The organism is Frateuria terrea (genome assembly GCF_900115705.1).
In the GTDB taxonomy this organism is placed as follows: Bacteria; Pseudomonadota; Gammaproteobacteria; order Xanthomonadales; family Rhodanobacteraceae; genus Frateuria_A; species Frateuria_A terrea.
Window position 1 is genome coordinate 244345 of sequence record NZ_FOXL01000006.1, and the last position, 18061, is coordinate 262405.

The window sequence follows — 18061 nt, forward strand, 5'->3', positions numbered from 1 at the left end:
GTTCAGCGATCTCCTTCGTTTGCCTTCGCGGCCGCCTGTTCGGCGCGGCGTTTTTCGATGGCGGCCTTGAGCTGGCGCAGGCGTTCGGCCTGGCGGTCCTCGTTGTTCATCTCCATGCGGGCCGGACCGCCGCGCAGCGCCGAAATGGCGCCGCCACCGCTCGGGGGTTCGTTGCCCTCCCCACCGTCACCACTGCTTTCGGACGGGGCTGGCTGGTCCTGCGGCTGGGTGTCATCCTGTCCGTTCTCGCCCGGCGGCAGCAGGTGGTGAGGCTCGTCCTCGCCCGGCAGTTCGTTGGGTATCGACGAGGCTCCCGCCGGGGCGGCGCCTGCGCCGGGTTTGCCCGGTATCTGGTCGATCGGCGCACCGACCGGCAATTGCAGCTCGACGCGGCCGCTGGTCGAGTCGAACACCGCCGAGCGCGGTCGCACCTCGACCAGCGTCCAGCTGCCGTCGGGCAGGCTGGCGCCTTCTTTCACGCGCAGTTCCTGCGTCTTGTCGCCCTCGCGCTTGTTGTGCAGCAACGCCATGCGCAACGTCGGGGTAAGGATGATGCCGGTCAGCTGCATGTCGCCCAACTGGCCCCCTCCGCTGGCTGCATGCGCCACGGGCTTGCGGTCGGGATTGAACAGCGGCTGCTGCCAGACCGGCGCAAAATGCTCCAGCGGCACCGGCGGCGGCAGCGTGGCGGCGTGCTGCGCCGGCAGCGGCGCCGGCTTGCGCGGCGTCGCCCAGTGCACGCCGCGGCCGATGCCAGCCAGGAACGACAGGAACAACAGGCCCAGCAACAGCACCGCTGCGGCGAGCGGCGCGGTGAGCCGGCGCTGCGAGGCCGCGTTCATGGCTGGTCCCCTTGGTCGGCGTTTTCCATGCTTGCCGCCGCCGATGGCGCGGCACCGGCCGGCCCGCGAGCCGGGCGCACGTAGCCGGACAGGGTGAACTGCACTTCCAGCACCGGCTGGTTGCCCTGCTGTGCGGCGACCGGGTTGCGGTAGATGCTCAGGTCGTCGACGAACAGGTACGGCGTGCCCTGCTCCAGCGCGTTGAGCACCGCCACCAGCGGCTCCATGTCGCAGCGCAGGCTGATGCTGACCGCCGCCTTGCGGTAGGGACTATTGTCGTCGTCCGGTGGGTTGGGTAGCGGCATCTTCTGGGTCACCGCGCAGCTGCCGCCGGCGGTGTGCGCACCCACCGCGTCGACCACCCGCTGCATCAACCCGGCCGAGGCGGCATTGGGATCGGCCTCGGGCAGGAACGCGGCGCTGGCGGCCTGGCCGGCGCCCAGCTCGGCGATGCGCTTCTCGAGCGCGGGCTTCTCGGCGATCGCTGCGGCATAGCGGCTTTGCGTGTCGCGCAAGTCGGCCATCTGCGCATGCACGGTGCGCAGAGGCGCGACGAACCACCAATGGATCAGTACGAAATAGACCAGCACCAGCGCCAGCAACAGCAGCAGCACGGCGGCGATGCGGCTGTCGCGTGGCTTGAGCGCGAGCTGCCTCATGGCTGCTCCCCCGCGCTGGAACTGGCCGGCGCCGCCTGTGCGCTGCCGCCGGCCTGGCGCAGCTGCGCGACCATGTAGAACCGCTCCTTGCCGGTAGCCGGGTCGGGCTGGATGCTGCCCTGGAAGTTGGGGTCGCGCACGATCTTCGAATCCTTCAGTGCGTCGATGAGCGCCGCTGCCTGCGGCGCCTGGCCCTGGAAGCCGACCTGCCCGCTGGGGTCCACGCTCAGCCGTTCCAGCCAGGCGCTCTGCGGCATCCGGCGGGTGAGGTCGAGCAGCAGGTCGAGCATGGTCACGCGGTTCTGCTTGCGGCGGACCAGGAAGCTGGCCGCGCCGGCGTTGTCCTGCAGCTCCTGGCGCAACGCGGCGACCTGCTGCGCCTCGGCCTGCATGTCCTGCACCTGTACCTGCATCGCGGCGAGCGCCTGCTCGCGGTTGGCCAGCCATTGCGCCAGCGCCAGCACCAGCAGCAGCACGGCGGCGGCGGCCAGCGCCAGGTTGAGCCGCTGGCGCGGGTGCGCGCGGTGCGGCACCCGCGCCGGCGGCAGCAGGTTCACGCCCAGCCGGCCGGCGCCTTCGGCTACGTCCACCGCGTCGACCCGGATGCCGGCGCTTTCCAGCTCGGTCAGCAGCGGGTCGAGTGTGTCGCGCGGCACCGCCACCAGTTCGGCGAAGAAGCGGCCGGCGGGCGCCGGTGCCTGCTGTTCGACCACCGCGTAGTAGACCTGCTCGGCGCGGAAAGGTGTCTGCCGGTCCATCTCGAAGGCACCGACCTGCTGCAGGTTGTCTGCCGCCTGTTGCGGCAGCAGCAGGCGCCGTCGCAGCACGGCCGCGGCCGGCAGCAGCAGCGCCAGGCGCAGGTCCTCGCGGTCGACCTCGCGGATCGCCGCGGACAGGGCAGCCTGTTCGATCGCCGCCTCGGTGCCGCGCGGCCATTGCGCGCACACCTCGGTTTCACCCGAGCGGCGCAGCTCCCAGCGCTGGTCGATGCGCTGCAGCAGGTACCACTGCGCGCCGCCGCCGAACAGCCGGCCCCACGAGGCGGGCAGCATCGCCCCCAGTTCGCCGCCCCACCAGGCGAAGAAGCGCGGTAGCGGCGAGGCGCGCCAGGCGCGGTGGGCGCGGTCCAGCTGCGGCCGCAGCGATTGCGTTGCGTTGGTCATTCGCGGTCACCCTCCCGCCAGTGCAAGACCGCGTACGGCTGCGCACCCGGACGAACGCCCTGCAGGCGCACGGTGGCGCGCAGCACGGCGCGCGTGCCGTCGGCCATCGTGGCCTCCGAACGAATACTATGCGTCACTCCATTGCCGGCGAACAGGCCCGCCACGCCGGGCCGGGTGTTCCTGCGCGCGGCCAGCACCTGGGCGGCGCGCTCCGGCGTCATGCCGGGAATCGACGCCAGCGCCAGCGGCTGGGCGGTGTTCGGATCGGGGCTTTCGCGGCCGGACCAGATGGTGATGACGCCCGCGATCCGGCGGTACAGGTCCGGCGTCATGCCAGCCACCTGCTGCAGTTCCTCGATGCTCAGAAACGGCGCGTGGCGGGGCTTGTAGCCATTGGCCGCATAGACATCCAGGCCCACCTGCCGGCTCACGTTGAAATCGCGCCAGTCGACCACCGCGGCGGCCATCCTCTGCGCCGCGTCCGGGCGCAGTCCGGCTGCGCGGAACAGGCCCTGCAGCACCAGCGGCGAGGCGCTGTTCAAGTCCACCTTGCCGCCTTCGTCGACTGCGCTGACGTGCACCGTGAAGCCGTCGAAGCGGAACGTGTACGGCCGCCCATCGGCCAGCCAGCGCTCCTGCAAGCGCGGGTCCTGCAAACCGTAGATCGCGCGCGACAGGCCGGCCTCGGCGGCGTAGTGCGCCTGCGTCTGGGCGAACTGGTAGCGCGCCTGCAGGCCCTCGGTGCGCGCGGTCATGGCATAGCCACCGAGCATGATCGCCAGCAGCGTGCAGGCCCACAGCACCAGCAGCAGCGCGACGCCACGCTGGGAACGGCGGGACGCGCTCACGGGCCGCTCCAGGCGATGCGCGGGCCGGCGCTTTCCAGCATGGCAAACTGGCGCTGGTTGGCCGAGGCATCGACGCGCAGCGGCACGGTCAGTTGCGGCCAGTAACCGGCGCCGGGAAATTTCAGGTCGATACGCACCAGCTGCGGCAGGTGATCGCCGCCGGGCCAGTCGGCCCGCCAGGCGCCGACGCGGCCCTGGGCATCCAGCCCGCGGTACTGGAAGCTGCCTTCGCGCACGTCCTCCAACAGCACTTGCGGTGGACCGGCCGGCAGCGGCTCGCCGCTGGGCGGCAGCAAGGCGAAGCGCACCTGCAGCCGTTGCCCGCCCTTGCCGTTGTCCACCAGTTCGAGCGTCTGCGCCTGCGGCCCGAGCCTGCCGAGGTAGCCGGGCAAGGGCGCGACGAAGCTCATCGAGCGTGCATCGCCCTTGAAGAAGATCGGCTCGTCGTTGTCCGGATTCTTGGCCAGTTGCTGGGTCATCGCCTGCGCCAGTTCGCTGCGCACGAACTGCTGCGCCGAGCGCACCGCGTCGAGCCGCTCCACCGCCGCCGTACCGGCGCGCACGCTGTGCGAAGCGGTGCGGATACCCGAGTAAACGCCGACCAGCAGCAGCGCCAGCAGGGCGAGCGCGGCGAGCACCTCGAGCAGCGTGAAACCATGGACGTGCCGCGCGTGGCGAGAGCGAGCGGGTTCGACGCAAGGCATCGCCTGCATGCCACGGCCCCGCGCAAGCGCATGGCCTGCTACCCGCCGGGTCTCGATTCCCGCTTCGCCGCCTCCCATCCTCACGACCCTAACCCCTGCGGTTGCGGGCCACCGACCCGCAACGTGCTGAAGCGCGCGTGGTAATCGTGTCCCGCACCCTTCCAAAGCACATCCAGGTCGAGCCGATAGAGCTTCAGTGGCGAGACCGGCACGCCCGGCTGCGGACCGGCCGCCGCCGCCGTGGCCGGCGGCTGGAACGGCTGCACGTCCAGTTGCCAGCTGTAGCGCTGGTCAAAGCGTCCGCTGCTGCGACCGGTACGGATCGGCTCCAGCACGAAGGCGCTGTCGAGCAGGCTGCGTGCCCACATCGCCGCCTGGGTGCGTTCGGCCGAACGCGCAGTGAGGTCGAGCGAGCTCCCGGCCACGCGCATCAGCGAGGCGAAGGTGATCGCCAGCAGCAATACGGCCGCGATCACTTCGAGCAGGGTGAAACCTTGCCCGCGGATGCGCCCGGAAGGTTTCATGAGGTCACCACGCTTACCGCGCCGGTGAGCCAAGCGACGTTGACCTGCCAGCGGCGCTCCCCGCGCTGGAGCACGATATGACCGCCGGTGGAGCTGCCGTCGGGGAAGAAGCGGATGCGGCCGGTATGGTTGTCCTTCTGGTCTTCGCGCGCGCTGGTGATGGACAGGCGCATGCCCTTGGGCAAGGCGATTTCCTTGCCACCGGCGGCCTGGTAACTGGCGGCTTTGGTGTCCAGGTCGAAGGTCTGCTCTTTGCCCCTGACGATCGCCTGGGCGCGGGTGGCGCGTAGCGCCGCAGCCAGTTCCACGCTCGCCGCGCGCACCCGCGCGCTGGCCAGCCCCTGGCTCACCGACACCGCCACCGCGGCCGCGGCGATGCCGATCAGCAGGATCACGGCAAGCATTTCGAGCAGGGTAAAACCACGGGCGCTCCCGGCCGACCGGTATCGGGAGCCAGGCGCAAAAGCAGGCCGGCGCGTGTGCGCCGTGCCGGTTGCCGCCTGCCGAAGGCCGGTCGCCGGTGTCATTGCCAGTTTCCGAGGTCCTTGCTGTAGCCGTCGCCGCCCGGCTTGCCGTCCTGCCCGTAGAACACCAGGTCATAGCTGCCATGCTCGCCCGGCGCCTTGTAGCCGAACGCATGGCCGAACGGATCGACCAGGTCCGAAGGCTTGGCATACGGGCCCTGCCAGTTCGGCGCGTTCGGCGGCTTCTTGACCAGCGCATCGAGGCTGGCCGGCGGCGAGCCGTTGTCGAGCGAGTAGTTCTCGATCTTCTGGCCCAGCGTCATCAACTGCGCCTTGCCCGCGCCGTACTTGCCCTTGTCGACGCTGCTGCCGACCTGGCGCACGACGATCGCGCCGATGATGCCGATCAGCACGATGACCGCGAGCATTTCGAGCAAGGTGAAGCCGCGGGCGCGGCGGGCGCGCATCGGGCGGTTTCGAGGGTATTTGGGATTCATCGCACTCTCCACATCATTGAATGTTTGCCGTGAGGCTCAGCAGCGGCAGCAGGATCGCCGCCATGATGATCGCCACCAGCACCGTCATCACGATCGTCAGCGCCGGCACCAGCGCGGCCAGCAGGCGGTCGATCGCGCGCTTGGATTCGACGTCGAAGGTGTCGGCGACCTTCAGCAGCATGCTGTCCAGCTGTCCGGCCTCCTCGCCCACCTGCACCATTTGCAGGGACAGCCGCGGGAAGCGTTGTGAACGCGCCAGCGCGGCGCTCAAGCCCCCGCCGCCCTTGACCTGCTCGGCGGCCTGGGCAAGCGCATCGTCCAGCGCGGTGTTGCCGGTGACCTGGCGCGCGATGCCCAGCGCGGCTAGCAGCGGCACGCCGTTCTTCAGGAGCGTGCCCAGGGTACGGGCGATGCGTGCAGTCTCCACCTTCAGCAACAGCGGCCCGATCACGCGCACGGTCAGCAGCTTCGCGTGCCAGGCCAGGCGCTGCGCCGGGTCACGCAGGCGCGCGCGCCATACCGCGACGCCTCCTGCCAGCACGATCAGCAGCAACCACCACCACCCTTGCAGCACCTGCCCGATGAACAGCACGACCCGGGTGATCCACGGGATCGGCACCTGCATGTCCTGGAAGATCGGCACGAACTGCGGCACCACGTAGGCCAGCAGCAGCACCAGCGAGCCGAGCACGCCGACCATCAGGAAGGCCGGGTAGATCAGCGCATTGACGATGCTGCCGCGCAGCAGCTGCGCGCGCTCGAGATAATCGGCCAGGCGGCGCAGGGTGTCTTCCAGCGAGCCGCCGGCCTCGCCCGCGCGCACCAGCGAGATGTACAGCCGCGGGAACACGCCGTGCTCCTCGTCCAGCGCCTGCGACAGCGTGGTGCCGCCGCGCACGCGGTCGCGCACGCGCTCGACCAGCCGCTTGGCGCGCTCGGCCTCGGGCAGCTCCATCAGGATGCCCAGTGCGCGGTCCAGCGGCTGGCCGGCGCCGAGCAGCGTGGCCAGCTGGTGGGTGAATTGCGCCAGCTGGTCACCGGTGAAGGGGCCGCGCTTGAACAGCGCCGCGAACGCCGAGCCTTCGCTCAATGCATCGGCGGGGCGAGCCTCCAGTGGTGTATGGCCCTGGTCCTGCAGGCGGCCGATCGCCTCCTCCAGGCTAGGGGCCTCGACCTGGCCCTGCAGCATCTCGCCGGCAGCGCTGATGGCGCGGTAGCGGAACTGCGCCATGTCAAAGGCTCCGCGCGCGCGGCTCCCTCTCCCCGGACGGGAGAGGGTTGGGGCGAGGGGCAAAGGCTAGCGCGAAGGTGTGGGCAAGGCCGCGCGTGCTCGGGCTCTTCAAAACAGGAGCCCCGATCGCTCCGAGAGCGTTCCAACCCTCCCCCCGGAGGGGAGAAGGAGCCAAAAGCTCAGCCCTCCTGCGTGACACGTAGCACCTCCTCGAGGGTGGTGACGCCGGCGACCGCCTTGGCGATGCCGTCCTCGTACATCGTGCGCATGCCTTCGGCGCGCGCGACGCGCTCGATCTCACTGGCATCGGCGCGCTGCATGACCAGCCGGCGCAAAGGTTCGCTCATCACCAGGAATTCGACGATCGCGCGGCGGCCGCGGTAGCCGGTGGGGTTGGCCGTGCTGCTGCCGGGCTTCCACAGGCGGATCGGGCGCTCGTGGGTGTACTTTTCCAGCTCGAACTCGGCAATCACCTCGGGCGAGGCTTCGTAGGGAATCGCCGTTTCGGGGTCGAGCCTGCGCACCAGGCGCTGCGCAAGGATCGCGTTCACGGTCGAGCCGAGCAAATAATCCTCGACGCCCATGTCAAGAAGACGGGTGACACCGCCGGCAGCCGAGTTGGTATGCAGCGTGGAGAGCACCAGATGGCCGGTGAGCGCGGACTGGATCGCGATGCGGCAGGTCTCCAGGTCGCGCATTTCGCCGATCATGATCACGTCCGGATCCTGGCGCATGATCGAGCGCAGCGCGTTGGCGAAGTCGAGCCCGATCTGCGGCTTGACCTGGATCTGGTTGATGCCCTCGAGCTGGTATTCGACCGGGTCCTCGACGGTGATGATCTTCACATCCGGCGTGTTGATGCGCGAGAGCGCCGTGTACAGCGTGGTGGTCTTTCCCGAACCGGTCGGGCCGGTCACCAGCAGGATGCCGTTGGGGCGCTCGAGCACGTCGACGAAGCGCCGCTCGAACTCGCGTGTAAAGCCCAGCGATTCGAAGTCGAACACCACCGATTCACGGTCCAGGATACGCATCACCACCGACTCGCCATAGGCGGTCGGCACGGTCGACACACGCAGGTCCAGCTCCTTGCCCTGCACGCGCAACTGGATGCGCCCGTCCTGCGGCAGCCGGCGCTCGGCGATGTTGAGCTTGGCCATGATCTTGACGCGGCTGATCACGGCCGCGGTGGAGGACGACGGCGGTGCCTCGACCTCGTGCAGCACGCCGTCGATGCGGTAGCGCACCTTCAACCGGTTCTCGAATGGCTCGATGTGCACGTCGGACGCGCGCTGCTCGACCGCGCGCTGAAGGATCAGGTTGACCAGGCGGATCACCGGCGCCTCGGAAGCCAGGTCGCGCAGGTGCTCGACGTCGTCCTCCTCGCTGGCTTCGCCGCCAAGGTTCTCAACGATGGTGCCCATCGCCGAACGGCCGGTACCGTAGTAGCGCTCGATCAGGTCGTCGATTTCCGAACGCAGGCCGATGCGCAGTGCGACCGGCCGGCCAGCCGCCAACTCGACAGCCTGCAGCGGATAGGGATCGGCAGGATCGGCCACCACCAGTGCCAGGTCGTCCTCGCCCTCGCGCACCGGTACCACGTGCTGCTGCTTGAGGAAGCGCAGTGAAAGTTCGGGTTCGGTTGGCGGCATCTCTGGCGCATCGCGCGCGGCCATCAGCGGCACGCCGAGCAGCTCGGACCAGGCTTCGGCCAGGTCGCGCTCGGACACCAGCCCGAGCCGCGCCAGCAGCGCGGTCAGGGTGCCTTCGGGCGCCTCCTCGTGCAGCCGGCGCGCACGATGGAGATCGCTGTCCTTGAGGTTGCCGCGCGATACCAGGAGTGCGCAGACAGCCGCTTCGCGGTCGTCCACGGAGAGCGCCCAGGTAGCCGCCGGCGTTGGAACTGCCGACATGCAGTGTCTCCCGCCAGTCACGTCAACCCGCCAACACCCCCTGCGTCGACGAGAAAACCCATTGGTAGCACATCCCCCGGCCCGGGCGCGAGCGCGGCGGAGGATGCCGTGGAACTTCCGACTAACATCACGCCGGCAAGTTCAGCACGACGTGAAACGGCCGGCGCCTGCATCCGCGCCGGCCGCCGTGGTAACCGGCCCGTACCGGTCACCCGTCCGCCGCTTACCGGCCGGCGCCGTTTACCAGCCGACGCCCAGGCCCACGCCGCCGGAGCTTTCTTTGCCGCTGAGCGCCGCGCCGAAGGTCAGGCTGGCATGCGGGGACAGCTGGCGCGAGTAGCCCACCGCCAGCGCGGCATGGTCGCGGTAGCCACCCAGGCCCACGCCCAGCCGGTTGGGACTGTCGATGCCCTGGGTGCTGAACGCCATCTGCGACATCGCCGAACCCATCGCGCCGACCAGGTCGAGGCGGGTGTTGACCGTGCGGAAGCGATCGTCCATCTCGCGCCGCAGGCTGAACAGGTCCAGCGACACTTTGGCCAGCTTCTGGTCGGCGTACGACTGCGCACGGGCCCGCGTCTGCCGGTCGCCGGGATCGGCGTAGGCGTTGGCGGTGGCCAGCGCCTGGTCGACCTGCCCGGTGTCGGCCGCGTCGGTGGCGGTGACGACCGCCCGTGCTCCGGAAAACGGCATGGCAGCGCGTGGCGCGCAGGAGACCGTCCGTGCGGGCCGGCGGCATGCAGTCGCCGGCCCAGGGGGCGTACGCTCAGCGCAGAAGGGTGTAGCTGCCCTGCACGCTGACGCCGCGGTAGGCGGTCTTCCCGACCACGGCGACATACCAGCTGCCTGCGGCCGGATGGTTCAGCACCACCGATTCGGTGGTGCCGGGATGGTCGGACCGGCAGTGGTAGTCCTCGGGCGTGGCGGGCGCGCCATGCCTGAGGTACAGGGTGACATCGCCGCTGCCGCCACTCGTGTGCACGCTCAGCCTGCCGGCACCCGCGGGCACGTCGATGCGATACACCACCTGGCTGCCCTTGGCGCCGGATTGGCCGGTGCGCGCCACACCGTTGTCCAGCGGCGTCGCCTGGCTGACCGACGGCGCCTTGGCGATCGCCAGGCTCACCGCCGCGTAGCTGTCCAGGATGCCCGCGCCGATGAGGCGATCAGGCTTGACCTTGGGCGTGGCGGCGGTGCGCTTGAGGATGTCCAGCACCTGCGCGGGCGACAGCAGCTTGAGCCCGCGCGCCAGGCGCGCGGCCTGCATCAGCGCGACGGTGCCGCTGACGTGCGGGGTCGCCTGCGAGGTGCCCGCGTAGCCGGCGTAGCTCGACGCGTTGGCCACCGGCCTGGTGGTTCCGCTGTTGAGCGCCTGCCAGATGAAGCCATCCGACACCTGCTTGCCGCTGTTCTTGTCGCCCGCGTAGATGCCTCCGCCGGGCGCGGCCAGGTCGATTCCTCGCCCGTAGTTGGAGTAGTACGCGCGCCGGCTGGTGATGCCGGTGGCGGCCACGGTGACCGCTCCCGGGCAGCTGGCCGGCGAGTAGTTGGCGACGTCGTCGCCATCGTTGCCAGCCGCCACCACGACGGTCGCGCCGCGCCGGTTGGCGAGCGCGATGGCCTGGCCCATGGGGTCGTCCGCGGTGCATTGGCCGTAGCCGCCCAGGCTCAGGTTGATCACCCTGGCCGGGTGGGTGTTGTCCGGCACGCCCGCGACGTGGCCGCCGGCGGCCCAGATGATCGCGTCACTGATGTCGCTGTCGTAGCCGCCGCAATGGCCGAGCACGCGGATCGGCAGCACGCGCGCGCGATAGGCGATGCCGGCCAGGCCGATGCCGTTGTTGGTGCGTTCGGCGCCGACCGTGCTGGCCACGTGGGTGCCGTGCCAGGAGCTGGGCTGTGGCGGGTCGAACTCGTCCGTGCACATGGATTTCCACGGCTCGCTGGTGGTCCAGTCGCCGGCATCCCAGCCGCCCGGCTTGCGTCCGTCCTGTTTGCGGCCGGACAACAGGTGGTCGGTGATGAAGTCGTAGCCGGCGCCGGCCAGTTGGGTGTTCACGTCCACGTGCGTGGTGATGCCGGTATCCAGCACGGCGATCACGATACCCTGGCCGTTGGCGCCGTTGGCCAGGCTCCATGCGGCATTGACCCGCGAGCCGCCGTAGTCGCGGTCGCCGAACGCGGTGGCACTGCCACTGGGCGCCTTCAGGTCCCACTGGTAATCGCGGTACTGCGGATCGCTCGGCTGCAGCGTGGCCGGGCGCAGGTTGGCCGGCGCGGCGATGTCGCTCACCGGATGGCGCAGCACATCGGGAGCCACGTGCAGCACCGCCGGGTTGCTGGCGATCTGCGACATCAGCGCCGCGGCCTCGTTGCGGTCGAGCTTGCGCGAGGTACGCAGCAGGTCGGCGCCGATCGCCAGCCGCCGGCCGTAGGCTGCCTGTACCGGCGCCTGCATCCGGCCCTGCGCGCCGAGCGTGGCGCGCATCAGCCCGGCGCGGTTGAGCGCCACGCCCATGCTCTGCTGCATCAGCGCCGGGTTGGCCTGTTCGGCGCTACCGGGCCGCCAGGTCACGATGAAGCGGTCGTAATGGCCGTTGGCCTTCAGCGAGCTGAGGTTGTAGTGGGTGGCGCCGAGTCCGCCGTTGGTGCTGGCGGCATGCGCCGCCATCGAGCAGGCGAAGGCCAGGGAGGCGCCGAGCAGCGCCCCGATCCGCATACGATTTGCCATGTAGTGATTCCCCGATCTTGAGCGCCCGCCGCTTTGCACGACGGGCAGTACTGCACGGGTGCCTGAGACCCCGCTTCCTTTGACCGTGGCTGCCGTGAACGCTCCCTGCCGGCTGTCGCGTGACTGCATCACCAACGCCCACCGCTTCCCTGCCACTGTCGGCCTGCACGCTAGGTAGTGAACCGTCACTTCGGCGTGACAGCGGGCGCGACGGTGCGCGCCTTGCCAAACGGGCATGCTTTGCAACAATGCGCGCTTTTGCGGGCAAGCCATGCAACTGGTCGACATCGGCGCCAACCTCACCCACGAGTCCTTCCGCCACGACCTCGCCGACGTGCTCGCGCGGGCGGCATCGCACGGCATCACGCGGATGGTCGTGACCGGCGCATCGCGCGAAGGCAGCGAACAGGCGCTGGCGCTGGCGCACGAGCACCCGGGCGTGCTGTGGTCGACCGCCGGCGTGCATCCGCACCACGCGATCGACTACGACGAGACCACCGACGCGCGCCTGCGCGAACTGGCCCGGCTGCCGCAAGTGCGCGCCGTCGGCGAGACGGGGCTGGATTACCACCGCAACTACTCGCCGCGCGACGTGCAGCTGCGCGTGTTCGAGCAGCAGCTGGCCATCGCCGCGGAACTGGGCAAGCCGCTATTCCTGCACCAGCGCGATGCGCACGCCGATTTCCTCACCCTGCTCAAGCGCTACCGCGACCGCGTGCCGGCGGCGGTGGTGCACTGCTTCACCGATACCCGTGAAGCGCTGCACGACTACCTCGCGCTGGACTGCCACATCGGCATCACCGGCTGGATCTGCGACGAGCGCCGCGGTACCCACCTGCGCCAGTTCGTGCGCGAGATTCCCGCCGACCGCCTGATGCTGGAGACCGACGCGCCCTACCTGCTGCCGCGCACCGTGCGCCCGCAGCCGAGCCACCGGCGCAACGAGCCGATGTACCTGAAGCACATCTGCGAAGAGGTCGCGCGCGATCGCGGCGAGCCGGTGGAAGTGACCGCGGCGGACAGCGCCGCGGCGGCGACGGCGTTCTTCGGCCTCTAACGCGCCGTGCTCCCGCTGCCTTGTCCGGAGCAGGAGCCGTTAGTGGCAGGCGCGACCCGTCTCAGGCGATGCGCCCGACACGGGTGAAGAAGGGCCAGCGCACGGTGCGCGCCTGGTCCGGATCGCCCCAGGCTGCCGCCAGCAGCGGCATCGCTGCCTGCACCGGGTCGGCGCCCGTGCGTTTCATGTACCGCTGCGTGGCCGACCAGGAGCGCAGGTAGGCAACGAACTGCGCCAGGTTCCATCGCGCATGCATGGCGAAGCTGGGCGTCGGCACGGGCTCGAATGGAAAGGGCAGCTCGCGGTAGCCGCTGTCCACCAGCGCACGTTCGGACGGCCAGTCGCCACCGAGCGTGTCGGCATAGAGCGTCCGCTCCACTGCGTCCACCACGCGGTCCACGCTGCAGTTGCCGTAGGCCGACACCGCCAGCAACGCGCGCGGCCGGGCGACGCGGCGAACTTCGGCGTGGAAGGCATCCAGGTCGAACCAGTGCAGCGCCTGCGAGACGCAGACCAGGCTCGCGCTCGCCTCGGCAAGGCTGCTGCGTTCGGCTGGCTCCACGCGGTAGTCGATCGCCGGATGCGCGATTGCCTGCGTGATCTGCGTCATGCTGGGATCGGTCGCCACCACCCGATCGAAATGCGCCGCGAGGCCGATGCTCGCCTGGCCATTGCCGCAACCGGCGTCCCAGGCCAACGCGAGGTCCGGCGCCTGGCCCGCGAGCCAGGCGAACCAGTCGGCCGGCGGCAACGGACGCGCATCGCGGTAGAGCGTGGCGTGGTTGGAGAAATGGTCCTTGAAGGAAGGCATGGGCGCGAGCCAGTGGCCATTCGGGGAGCTTCAGCCTACCGGCTCCAGTATGCGTGATGGGCCGAGGCCCACCCTACAGGAGGCGGCGGGTCTCGCCCGGTAGCAGGCCATCCAACGCGTAGTCGCCGATGCGCATACGGATCAGCCGCAGAGTGGGAAAGCCGACGGCCGCGGTCATGCGCCGGACCTGGCGGTTGCGCCCCTCGCGCAGGGTGATCGCGAGCCAGCTGGTCGGGATCGCCTTGCGGAAGCGCACCGGCGGTTCGCGCGGCCACAGCCAGTCCGGCTCGGCCGCGTGTTCGGCGCCGGCCGGCAGCGTCGGTCCGTCGCTGAGCGTGACACCCCGGCGCAACGTTGCCACCGCTTCGTCGGTGACCGCGCCGTCCACCTGCACCAGGTAGGCCTTGGACTGCTTGTGCCGCGGGTCGGTCAGCCGGTGCGCAAGGCGACCATCGTCGGTAAGCAGCAGCAGGCCTTCGCTGTCGTAGTCCAGCCGTCCAGCCGGATAGACGTCCTTCTCGTGCACGTACCTGGCCAGCGTCGGGCGGCTGCCGTCGCCGGAGAACTGGCACAGCACACCGTAGGGCTTGTTGAGCGCGATCAGCATCCTGCCGTCATGGCGCGGAGGCCGTGCGCGCCGGCGCCTCCGGTTTGAGGAAGCGGAGCGTCATGCGGTCGGACTCGCCGATCGCCTGGTATCTGGCCTTGTCCACGTCACCCAGCGCAAAGGTGGGCGGCAGCGTCCACACGCCCTTGGGGTGATCGTGGTCGTCCTTCGGGTTGGCGTTGATCTCGCTACGGCCATCGAGCACGAAGCCGGCGTCGGTGGCGAGCTTCACCACGTAGCCGACCGGCAGGTAGCCGCTGCCCTTGACCTGGTCAAGCGTGGCGCCGGGGTCGGCGCGATGGTCGGTGACGCCCAGCACGCCGCCGGGCTTGAGCACGGCGAAGAAGGCCTTGAACATGGCCGGCGCGCTGCCGTCCATCGCCCAGTTGTGCACATTGCGGAAGGTCAGTACGCGGTCGGCCGAGGCGGGCGGGCCGAACGACGGCGCCTTCGGATCGAAGGTGACGATCGTGGCGCGGTCGAACTGCGCCGGATGCGCCGCAAACAGCTTGCGCAGCGCACTGTCGTCGCCGCGCGCCTCGTCGTCGGCGGCCGGCTGCTTCTCGGCAGCCACGTAGTGCCCGTTGTCGCGCAGCAGCGGCGCCAGTATCTCGGCGTACCAGCCGCCGCCCGGCGTGATCTCGATCACCGTCTGGTCCGGCCGCAACCCGAAGAATTCCAGCGTCTCCTTCGGGTGACGGTAGGTGTCGCGCACGCGCTGCACGGCCGGGCGCCAGTCGCCGCCGATCACCTGGTCCAGTTGCGCGGCGGTGTAGTCGCTGGCGCTGGTCGGCGGCACCAGCGCGTCGGTGGGCTGGTCCTGTGCGGCGGCCGTCGTGGCCAGCAGGACGGCGGTGCAGCAGGCGCAAAGCAGCAGGGTCTTCATCGTGATCTCCATGGCCACGCGTGGGACGGAATGCATCAGCAGGGTCGCGGGCAGACCGACTGCAAACCGTCGATGTGCTCGTGCAGGTCCGGCGCTATACCCTGCCACATCGGGTCGAGGATGAAGTCGATGCCCTCGTGGCGGGCCAGCTTGGCCGCCGGAATGAAATCCGCATCGCCGGCCACCAGGACGATCTGGTCGACCAGCTTCTTGTAGGCCAGCGCGGCGATGTCGATGCCGATCTTCATGTCCACCTGGGTCTGGCGCATGTCCGGCTCGAAATGTTCGTCGCCCAGATCGGCCCACGCCAGGCTGCCTTCGCGCAGTTGCTGATAGGCGTGGAACTTGAGTTTCCACTCGCCGCGCTCGGCCAGCCTGCCGAGCCGGAGCGCCATCTTGCGCTGGCGCCGCAGCTGATCATGCAGGTCGCGGCGGAACGCCGCCGCGCCGGTGCGCGAGAAGTCCACCGCCTCGCCGCTGAGCGGGCGCACCAACACCTTCTCCAGCGGCGGGCAGTCGTAGAAGAAGATGCGGTACAGCGCCTCGCGCGGGCGGTCCAGTGCCTTCAGATGCTCCAGCGCCATGCCGAACACGGTCTTGGCCACGGTGCGCGCATCGCTGGCATCGCGTTCGCCCCACACCCTGCGGTAGCGGGCAAGGAAGAAGGCGCCGTCGACCAGGATGGCGGTGCGTTGCATGGGAGCCTCGGGTGCGTGGATGCCTGGGAAGGCGCGCGCATTCTAGCGGAGGACCGCGGTCCGGGCCTTACTCGTGCGAACGCGGGGGAAGGTGCCGAGCGGCGGGTGGGCAACGTTCGGGCGGAGTACCCGGCGAGCCCTTCGCCGGGTACTCCGCCGCTCCGCCCTCGGTGCACCGCCCCGTCAACGCGGGAAAAATCGACGTCTAGTAGCGGATCACCGAGCGGATCACCCGGCCCTCGTGCATGGCGTGGAATGCCTCGTTGATGCGTTCCAGCGGCAACTCCTGGCTGACCATCTCGTCGATACGGATCTCTCCGGCCAGGTAGCGGTCGACGTAACCGGGCAGCTGCGAGCGGCCCTTCACGCCGCCGAACGCCGACCCGCGCCAGACGCGCCCGGTCACCAGCTGGAACGGCCGCGTGCGGATCTCCTGTCCCGCACCGGCCACGCCGATGATGATCGATTCGCCCCAGCCCTTGTGGCAGCACTCCAGCGCCGCGCGCATCACGTCGACGTTGCCGATGCACTCGAACGAATAGTCCACGCCGCCGGTAAGCTCGACGATCACCTGCTGGATCGGCGTATCGGGGAAGTCCTTCGGATTGACGAAGTCGGTCGCGCCGAGCAGCCGCGCCATCTCGAACTTCGACGGATTGGTGTCGACCACGACGATGCGCCCGGCCCTGGCCATCACCGCGCCCTGCACCACCGACAGGCCGATGCCACCCAGCCCGAACACCGCCACGCTGGCGCCCGGCTCGACTTTCGCCGTGTTGAGCACCGCGCCGATGCCGGTGGTGATGCCGCAGCCGAGCAGGCAGACCTTCTCCAGCGGCGCGGCCTTGTCGATCCTCGCCACGGCAATCTCCGGCAGCACCGTGTATTCGCTGAAGGTGCTGGTGCCCATGTAGTGGCGGATCGTCCGGCCGTCTTTGGAGAACCGCGAGGTGCCGTCGGGCATCAGGCCCTGGCCCTGGGTGGCGCGGATGCGCTGACACAGGTTGGTCTTGCCCGAGCGGCAGTACTCGCAGGTGCCGCACTCGGGCGTGTACAGCGGAATGACATGATCGCCCACGGCCAGCGTGGTCACGCCTTCGCCGACCTCCTCGACGATGCCGCCGCCCTCGTGGCCGAGGATCGCCGGAAACAGCCCTTCCGGATCGGCACCGGAGAGGGTGAAGGCATCGGTGTGGCAGACACCGGTGGCGACGATGCGCACCAGCACCTCGCCGGCCTTCGGGCCGGCCACCTCCACCTCTTCGATCGACAGCGGCTTGCCTGCTTCCCAGGCGACGGCGGCACGGGATTTCATGGGCGACTCCAAAGCGGTGGCGCAAACGTCGATCATGCCGCGCACGGTCGATGGAGGAAACCTTCGACGCCCCCGCTCCGGTCGCGACGGCCGCGGATCAGGCGCTGGCGGCTTCGTCCTCGCGCAACTGCGGCATCTGCGTGCAGTAGGCATCGGCCTCGGCAAGCAGCCAGTCGCGGAACACCTGCAACCCACGGTGCTCCTGCGAGCGCGACGGGTAGACCAGCCAGTAGGCCTCGCGCACGGACATGTAGCGCTCGCCCAACACCACCAGCCGGCCGGCGTCGATCAGCGAGCGCGAGGTGACCATCCGGCCCAGCGCCACGCCGAGCCCTTCCAGCGCCGCGTGGCGCAGCGCGTCGGTGCTGTCGAAGTGGGCCACGTAGCGCTTCGGACGCTCGCCGCCGAAGTGCGCGAACCAATCATTCCAGCGGTTGCCCGGATCACCCAGCAACGGCCACGCGGCAAGATCGTGTGGGTCGGCATCGCCCATCCGCGCGACCAGCTCGGGGGTGGCCACCGGCGCCAGCCATTCGCCGAACAGGCGCTCGCTGCGCAAGCCTTCCCACTGGCCGCGGCCGTAGCGCAGCGCCACGTCGACCGGTTCGCGCTCGAAGTCCACCAGCGTGGAGCTCGATTGCAGGTTGAGCTCCAGCTCCGGGTGCCCCGCGACCAGGTCCGGCAGGCGCGGCATCAGCCAGCTGGACATGATTCCGGAGCTGGCGCTCAGGGTAAGCGAATCGTGCCGCCGCTCGCGGTAGCGCGCGAGGGCGTGGTCGATGCCGTCGAAGTGCTCGCCCACCGCCTCGAGCAGGCTGCACCCTTCGGTGGTGAGCGTGACGCCCCGCGGGCCGCGTTCGAACAGCCGGCGGCCCAGCCGGTCCTCCAGCTGGCGGACCTGATGGCTCAGCGCACTGACGGTGAGATTGGCCTGCACCGCCGCGCGCGAGAGGTTGCCCAGGCGGGCGACGCGCACGAACTGTTGCAGCAGGCCCAGCGGGATCTGGCTCACGGATGCAGCCTCCGGATCGGATCGCCTTGAATGCTAGTCAAGGCTGGCTTGCGAATATATCGCTTTTTGGCGGATCGGCGGCGGCGTAGCTTGAGCACACCC

18 protein-coding genes and 1 pseudogene are annotated in these 18061 nt (G+C 69.8%); 1 reads left to right on the top strand and 18 read right to left on the bottom strand.

The genetic code is table 11. The annotated features are described in order from the left end of the window. Positions 1 to 2: 2 nt before the first annotated feature. From BMZ38_RS17800 to BMZ38_RS12450, 12 genes and pseudogenes are all read right to left on the bottom strand, one after another. The gene (locus BMZ38_RS17800) at positions 3 to 842 is read right to left on the bottom strand and encodes a hypothetical protein (protein WP_091338035.1); all 840 of its coding nucleotides are present in this window, start codon (positions 840 to 842) and stop codon (positions 3 to 5) included. Continuing rightward, positions 839 to 1501 carry a type II secretion system protein GspM gene (gene gspM / locus BMZ38_RS12400; RefSeq protein WP_091338039.1) on the bottom strand — a complete coding sequence of 221 codons (663 nt, stop codon included), beginning with the start codon at positions 1499 to 1501 and terminating at the stop codon, positions 839 to 841. Before gspM ends, BMZ38_RS17800 begins: the two co-directional genes overlap by 4 nt. After that, positions 1498 to 2664 (bottom strand): PilN domain-containing protein, encoded by a 1167-nt coding sequence (locus tag BMZ38_RS12405; RefSeq protein ID WP_091338042.1) that lies wholly within the window; start codon positions 2662 to 2664, stop codon positions 1498 to 1500. The genes gspM and BMZ38_RS12405 overlap by 4 nt, the downstream gene beginning before the upstream one ends. Then, on the bottom strand, positions 2661 to 3512 hold the full coding sequence (locus BMZ38_RS12410) for a type II secretion system minor pseudopilin (RefSeq protein WP_342707652.1): 852 nt from the start codon (positions 3510 to 3512) through the stop codon (positions 2661 to 2663). The genes BMZ38_RS12405 and BMZ38_RS12410 overlap by 4 nt, the downstream gene beginning before the upstream one ends. Then, entirely contained in the window at positions 3509 to 4225 is a 717-nt protein-coding gene (locus tag BMZ38_RS12415; RefSeq protein WP_245747273.1) for a prepilin-type N-terminal cleavage/methylation domain-containing protein, read from the bottom strand. Before BMZ38_RS12415 ends, BMZ38_RS12410 begins: the two co-directional genes overlap by 4 nt. 71 nt (positions 4226 to 4296) lie before the next feature. Further along, entirely contained in the window at positions 4297 to 4740 is a 444-nt protein-coding gene (locus BMZ38_RS12420) for a type IV pilus modification PilV family protein (protein WP_091338046.1), read from the bottom strand. Beyond that, positions 4737 to 5162, bottom strand: a pseudogene (locus tag BMZ38_RS12425) (GspH/FimT family pseudopilin); the annotation flags it as partial. The pseudogene BMZ38_RS12425 and the gene BMZ38_RS12420, both read right to left, overlap by 4 nt. Before the next feature lie 101 nt (positions 5163 to 5263). Further along, positions 5264 to 5671 (bottom strand): type II secretion system major pseudopilin GspG, encoded by a 408-nt coding sequence (gene gspG / locus BMZ38_RS12430; RefSeq protein ID WP_091338053.1) that lies wholly within the window; start codon positions 5669 to 5671, stop codon positions 5264 to 5266. 43 nt (positions 5672 to 5714) lie between these two features. Beyond that, entirely contained in the window at positions 5715 to 6932 is a 1218-nt protein-coding gene (gene gspF, locus BMZ38_RS12435) for a type II secretion system inner membrane protein GspF (RefSeq protein ID WP_091338056.1), read from the bottom strand. Positions 6933 to 7111: 179 nt separating this feature from the next. After that, positions 7112 to 8842 (bottom strand): type II secretion system ATPase GspE, encoded by a 1731-nt coding sequence (gene gspE, locus BMZ38_RS12440; RefSeq protein WP_091338060.1) that lies wholly within the window; start codon positions 8840 to 8842, stop codon positions 7112 to 7114. Positions 8843 to 9082: 240 nt separating this feature from the next. Further along, positions 9083 to 9535 carry a YadA-like family protein gene (locus BMZ38_RS17980; protein WP_245747275.1) on the bottom strand — a complete coding sequence of 151 codons (453 nt, stop codon included), beginning with the start codon at positions 9533 to 9535 and terminating at the stop codon, positions 9083 to 9085. 73 nt (positions 9536 to 9608) lie between these two features. Further along, positions 9609 to 11573 (bottom strand): S8 family peptidase, encoded by a 1965-nt coding sequence (locus BMZ38_RS12450; RefSeq protein WP_091338063.1) that lies wholly within the window; start codon positions 11571 to 11573, stop codon positions 9609 to 9611. A 271-nt stretch (positions 11574 to 11844) separates the two neighbouring features. Here BMZ38_RS12450 and BMZ38_RS12455 point away from each other — a divergent pair, with 271 nt between their 5' ends. Continuing rightward, positions 11845 to 12630 (top strand): TatD family hydrolase, encoded by a 786-nt coding sequence (locus BMZ38_RS12455; protein ID WP_091338067.1) that lies wholly within the window; start codon positions 11845 to 11847, stop codon positions 12628 to 12630. 61 nt (positions 12631 to 12691) lie between these two features. On the opposite strand, the gene BMZ38_RS12460 is transcribed toward BMZ38_RS12455, so the two are convergent. From BMZ38_RS12460 to BMZ38_RS12485, 6 genes are all read right to left on the bottom strand, one after another. After that, complete coding sequence (locus BMZ38_RS12460) at positions 12692 to 13441, bottom strand: class I SAM-dependent methyltransferase (protein WP_091338070.1); 750 nt, start codon at positions 13439 to 13441, stop codon at positions 12692 to 12694. 73 nt (positions 13442 to 13514) lie between these two features. Beyond that, positions 13515 to 14048, bottom strand: coding sequence for a pseudouridine synthase (locus BMZ38_RS12465; RefSeq protein ID WP_091338073.1), 534 nt, complete (start codon positions 14046 to 14048; stop codon positions 13515 to 13517). Positions 14049 to 14055: 7 nt separating this feature from the next. After that, positions 14056 to 14934: a class I SAM-dependent methyltransferase gene (locus BMZ38_RS12470; protein WP_245747276.1), complete on the bottom strand. Its 879-nt coding sequence runs from the start codon at positions 14932 to 14934 to the stop codon at positions 14056 to 14058. A gap of 35 nt (positions 14935 to 14969) precedes the next feature. After that, positions 14970 to 15632, bottom strand: coding sequence for an NYN domain-containing protein (locus BMZ38_RS12475; RefSeq protein WP_091338080.1), 663 nt, complete (start codon positions 15630 to 15632; stop codon positions 14970 to 14972). A 205-nt stretch (positions 15633 to 15837) separates the two neighbouring features. Beyond that, a complete protein-coding gene (locus BMZ38_RS12480) occupies positions 15838 to 16947 on the bottom strand; it encodes an S-(hydroxymethyl)glutathione dehydrogenase/class III alcohol dehydrogenase (RefSeq protein WP_091338084.1) in 1110 nt (369 codons plus the stop codon). A 97-nt stretch (positions 16948 to 17044) separates the two neighbouring features. Then, complete coding sequence (locus BMZ38_RS12485) at positions 17045 to 17959, bottom strand: LysR substrate-binding domain-containing protein (protein ID WP_091338087.1); 915 nt, start codon at positions 17957 to 17959, stop codon at positions 17045 to 17047. Between the last annotated feature and the right edge of the window lie 102 nt (positions 17960 to 18061).

Excerpts from the sequence above, each read along its gene's own strand:
- BMZ38_RS17800 (WP_091338035.1), bottom strand. The coding sequence starts at position 842 with ATGAACGCGGCCTCGCAGCGCCGGCTCACCGCGCCGCTCGCCGCAGCG.
- gspM (WP_091338039.1), bottom strand. The coding sequence starts at position 1,501 with ATGAGGCAGCTCGCGCTCAAGCCACGCGACAGCCGCATCGCCGCCGTG.
- BMZ38_RS12405 (WP_091338042.1), bottom strand. The coding sequence starts at position 2,664 with ATGACCAACGCAACGCAATCGCTGCGGCCGCAGCTGGACCGCGCCCAC.
- BMZ38_RS12415 (WP_245747273.1), bottom strand. The coding sequence starts at position 4,225 with ATGCAGGCGATGCCTTGCGTCGAACCCGCTCGCTCTCGCCACGCGCGG.
- BMZ38_RS12420 (WP_091338046.1), bottom strand. The coding sequence starts at position 4,740 with ATGAAACCTTCCGGGCGCATCCGCGGGCAAGGTTTCACCCTGCTCGAA.
- gspG (WP_091338053.1), bottom strand. The coding sequence starts at position 5,671 with ATGCGCGCCCGCCGCGCCCGCGGCTTCACCTTGCTCGAAATGCTCGCG.
- gspF (WP_091338056.1), bottom strand. The coding sequence starts at position 6,932 with ATGGCGCAGTTCCGCTACCGCGCCATCAGCGCTGCCGGCGAGATGCTG.
- gspE (WP_091338060.1), bottom strand. The coding sequence starts at position 8,842 with ATGTCGGCAGTTCCAACGCCGGCGGCTACCTGGGCGCTCTCCGTGGAC.
- BMZ38_RS17980 (WP_245747275.1), bottom strand. The coding sequence starts at position 9,535 with ATGCCGTTTTCCGGAGCACGGGCGGTCGTCACCGCCACCGACGCGGCC.
- BMZ38_RS12450 (WP_091338063.1), bottom strand. The coding sequence starts at position 11,573 with ATGGCAAATCGTATGCGGATCGGGGCGCTGCTCGGCGCCTCCCTGGCC.
- BMZ38_RS12455 (WP_091338067.1), top strand. The coding sequence starts at position 11,845 with ATGCAACTGGTCGACATCGGCGCCAACCTCACCCACGAGTCCTTCCGC.
- BMZ38_RS12460 (WP_091338070.1), bottom strand. The coding sequence starts at position 13,441 with ATGCCTTCCTTCAAGGACCATTTCTCCAACCACGCCACGCTCTACCGC.
- BMZ38_RS12465 (WP_091338073.1), bottom strand. The coding sequence starts at position 14,048 with ATGCTGATCGCGCTCAACAAGCCCTACGGTGTGCTGTGCCAGTTCTCC.
- BMZ38_RS12470 (WP_245747276.1), bottom strand. The coding sequence starts at position 14,934 with ATGAAGACCCTGCTGCTTTGCGCCTGCTGCACCGCCGTCCTGCTGGCC.
- BMZ38_RS12475 (WP_091338080.1), bottom strand. The coding sequence starts at position 15,632 with ATGCAACGCACCGCCATCCTGGTCGACGGCGCCTTCTTCCTTGCCCGC.
- BMZ38_RS12480 (WP_091338084.1), bottom strand. The coding sequence starts at position 16,947 with ATGAAATCCCGTGCCGCCGTCGCCTGGGAAGCAGGCAAGCCGCTGTCG.